Raw genomic sequence first — 3,836 nt, 5'->3', positions numbered from 1 at the left:
GCCACCGAGGCGTTGCCGGCGAGGGTGTTGGCCGCCGCCTCCGCCTCGTAGACGGTCTTCGTCAGGGCCGGGCCTTGGGGCGTGTGAACGGTCGTAACTTTCCCGAACGAATCGCGTTCCGTCGCGCTAAGGGATCACTCCCACACGCATGGTCACGAACGGATGTGCGGTCAGGCCGTGGTCAACTCCCGTCGTGCGGTGCGGCGCCGGGCCGCGATCTCCGGGTCCAGGGCGGGTACGGCGGCCAGCAGCTGCCGGGTGTACGGGTCCTGCGGATTGTCGTACACCTCGTCGGCGGGGCCCGACTCGACGATCCGTCCCCGGCGCATCACCGCGACGCGATCGCTGACCTGGCGTACGACGGCGAGGTCATGGGCGACGAACACCAGCGCGAGGCCGAGTTCGCGCTGCAGTTCGCCGAGCAGGGCGACCACCTGGGCCTGCGTCGTGACGTCGAGCGCCGAGACCGGCTCGTCGCAGACGATGACGCGCGGTTCGGCGGCCAGCGCCCGTGCGATGCCCACGCGTTGGCGCTGGCCGCCGCTGAACTCGTGCGGGTAGCGGTCGAAGTGCGCCGGGTCGAGCCCCACGCGCTCCAGCAACTCCCCCACGCGCTCCCGTACACGCCCCTCGCCTCTCTCACCACGTGCCCGCAGTGGGTCGGCGATCGACTCGCCCACGCTGCGGCGGGGGTTGAGGGAGGAGACCGGGTCCTGGAACACCATCTGCACGGCCGGACCGACCCCCGACCGCAGGCGCCCTTCGTAGCGCACCTCGCCGGCCGTCGGCTCCAGCAGCCCGACCAGCATCCGCCCGAGCGTCGTCTTGCCGCTGCCGCTCTCGCCGACGATCCCGAGGGTCTCGCCCCGGCGCACGGTCAGCGACACGTCGTCCACGGCCGCGAACGCCCGCTTCCCACGCCCGAACTCGCGCCGCAGGCCGGTGGCCTTCAGCACGACCTCCTCGGAGCCGGAGGCGTCCCCAGGGAGCCGCCTCGCGTCCACGCGCGGTACCGCGGCGAGCAGTTCACGGGTGTACGTCTCAACAGGCGCCCCCAGTACGACGGCGACCGGGCCGTGCTCGAGGGCGCGTCCGTGCCGCATCACCAGCACGTCGTCGACGCTCTCCGCCGCGACGCCGACGTCGTGCGTGACGAGCAAAAGCCCCATGCCGGTCTCCTCGCGCAGCGCGTGCAGCAGGTCGAGGATCTGGGCCTGGACGGTCACGTCCAGCGCGGTCGTCGGCTCGTCGGCGATCAGCAGCTCGGGCTCGCAGGCGAGCGCCATGGCGATCAGCGCGCGCTGGCGCATCCCGCCGCTGAACTCGTGCGGCCGCGACCGGGACCGCCGTACCGCGTCCGGAATCCCCACGCGGTCCAGTGCGTCGACGGCACGCGCGCGTGCGGCCCGCCGGGACGCCTTCGTGTGCACCCGGTACACCTCGGCGATCTGGTCGCCCACCGCGTAGTACGGGTCCAGGGACGACAGCGGGTCCTGGAAGACCATCGCCGCCTTCGCCCCGCGCAGCCCCCGCAGTTGGGCCTCCGACGCCAGCTGTACGTCGGTCCCGGCGACCCGGATCGTGCCGCCGACCTCCGCTCCCGTACCGCGGTACAGCCCCAGCAGGGCGGACGCGACCGTGGACTTGCCCGAGCCGGACTCGCCGACCAGGCCCAGCGCGGCGCCCTTCGCGAGCCGGAACGACAGCCCGTCCACGGCCCGCAGGGAGCCGAAGGCGACCGTCAGGTCGTCGACCTCCACGAGAGCCGCGTCAGCCACGTCCTGCGGGCTTTCCACCTGAGCCTCATTTGAGGCCTTGTCCAGGCTCATACGAGCACCACCCGTCGATCGGCCACCGCGTACAGCACATCCGCGACGGCATTGGCGATGACCACGAAGAATCCGGTGACCAGGACCATCCCGACGACCACCGGCAGGTCGACGACCTTGACCGCCTCGACGAGTTCGTGTCCGAGGCCGGGCAGCCCGAAGAGCCTCTCGGTCAGCACGGCGCCGCCGAACATCGATCCGAAGTCCGTGGCGTTCAGGGCGATCAGGGGCGCCACCGCACCACGCAAGGCGTGCCGCCCGATGATGGACCGCTCCCCGACGCCGTAGGCGCGGAAGGTGCGTACGTGGTCCTCGGCGAGCGTCTCCAGCATCGACGCCCTGGTCAGGCGGGCGTACTTGGCGGACTCGATGAGCGCGAGCGACAGCCAGGGCAGCAGCAGGTTCCAGGCCCACTGCTCGGGGTCGTCGGCGAAGGGCACGTACTGCGGGAACGGCAGCAGCTCCAACTGACCGCAGACGACGATCATCAGGATCAGGCCGATCACGAAGACGGGCGTGGCCGTGCCCGCCAGGGTGAGGCCGGTCAGGATGCGCTCGGTGGGCCGGCCGCGCCGCCAGGCGGAGAGCACTCCGGTGCCGACGCCGATGAGCAGCCACAGCGCCATCGCACCGAGCGCGAGCGAGCCGGTGACCGGCAGCTTCGCCAGGATCAGCTCGGTGACCTGCTGGTCGGTCTGGTACGACAGGCCGAGGCAGGGCGCCGAGCAGTGCTGGACGGACGTACCGGTCGAGTAGTCCTGGCCGACGAAGATGCCCTCCAGGAAGTGCCAGTAGCGCAGGTACAGCGGGTCGTCGAGGCGCAGTTGCTCGGCGACCTGGTGCACCTGGGCGGGGGAACAGCGCGGGCCGCAGGTGATCTGGGCGACGTTGCCGGGGGCGACGTAGAAGACGACGTAGATGATCACAGAGATGGCGAGGAGGGTGACGAGCGCGCCGACGACACGGCGGGCGACGAACCCGCCAAAACCGGAGATGTTCATGCCCCGGCCCCCTGATCCTCTGTGGCGGCCCTGTCCGTCGTGACCTTGGCCTCGCGCCTGCGCCCCGTCCCGATGCGCAGTCGCGAGGCCGCGCGCGGATCAAGGGCGGTGCGTACGCCGTCGCCGAGGACAGTGAGGGCGAGGACGGTCACGAAGAGCGCGCCCGCAGGCAGCAGCAGATACTGCGGGGCCGCCTGATACCAGACGTCGGCCGCGGTGATCATCTGCCCCCAGGACGGCGTCGGCGGCTTCACACCCACCCCGAGGAAGGACAGGGCGGCCTCGACCGTGATGTTCGACGGGAAGAGCAGCGCGGCGTACGTGATGACGGGCGCGGCGAGGCCGGGCAGCAGTTCGCGGCGGGCGATCCGCCAGGAACCCCAGCCGCTGAGCCGGGCCGCGGCCACATAGTCCAGCTGCTTGAGGGTGAGCGTCTGGGCGCGCACGATCTTCGCGACCCCGCCCCAGGCGATCAGCCCGATGACCAGGGCGACGAGCACGGACCTCGGGAAGCTGGTGGGCACGATCGCCAGCAGGGCCAACGACATGATCATGAGTGGCAGAGCGATGATGACATCGGTGAGACGGCTCAAGAGTTGATCAACCCATTGACCGCCCAGGGCGGACGCAATGCCGACCACGACACCGATCAACACCTGGACGAGGGTCGCCGCGAGCGCGACACCCAGCGAGACCCGGGCTCCGTAGACGAGCCGGGCGAACAGATCGCGCCCCGTCTGCGGCTCGACACCGAGCCAGTGGTCGCCGCTGATGCCCCCGAAGGAGCCGATCGGCACGCCCCCGCGCGCGGAGTCGATGAGATCGGGGTGGTACGTGGTCGGGTCCTGGCCCTCGATCGCGGTGAACAGCGGCGCGGCGAGCGCGACCAGGACGAGCAGCGCGACGACGGCCGTCGCGCGAGCACTTCGAGATGCGCACGCACAAGCGCCTGATCGACATTCTCGACCCGACGCCCAAGACCGTTGACTCTCTGATGCGACTCGAC

At 70.9% G+C, this 3,836-nt stretch carries 3 protein-coding genes and 1 pseudogene; 1 reads left to right on the top strand and 3 read right to left on the bottom strand.

Annotated elements, in window-relative coordinates; genetic code table 11:
* Positions 1-170 precede the first annotated feature (170 nt).
* From ACWCRB_RS49405 to ACWCRB_RS49395, 3 genes are read right to left on the bottom strand one after another with little or no spacing between them, the layout of a single operon-like run.
* Positions 171-1,829 (bottom strand): dipeptide ABC transporter ATP-binding protein, encoded by a 1,659-nt coding sequence (locus tag ACWCRB_RS49405; RefSeq protein WP_451002311.1) that lies wholly within the window; start codon positions 1,827-1,829, stop codon positions 171-173.
* A complete protein-coding gene (locus ACWCRB_RS49400) occupies positions 1,826-2,824 on the bottom strand; it encodes an ABC transporter permease (RefSeq protein WP_451002313.1) in 999 nt (332 codons plus the stop codon). Before ACWCRB_RS49400 ends, ACWCRB_RS49405 begins: the two co-directional genes overlap by 4 nt.
* A gap of 2 nt (positions 2,825-2,826) precedes the next feature.
* On the bottom strand, positions 2,827-3,729 hold the full coding sequence (locus ACWCRB_RS49395; protein ID WP_451002312.1) for an ABC transporter permease: 903 nt from the start codon (positions 3,727-3,729) through the stop codon (positions 2,827-2,829).
* A gap of 8 nt (positions 3,730-3,737) precedes the next feature.
* On the opposite strand from ACWCRB_RS49395, the pseudogene ACWCRB_RS49390 reads away from it, so the two are divergent.
* Positions 3,738-3,836, top strand: a pseudogene (locus ACWCRB_RS49390) (30S ribosomal protein S10); the annotation flags it as partial.

The organism is Streptomyces sp. NPDC002156 (assembly GCF_053593675.1).
Note: the sequence above shows the minus strand (reverse complement) of the source record. Positions and strands in the feature narration are given on the sequence as shown.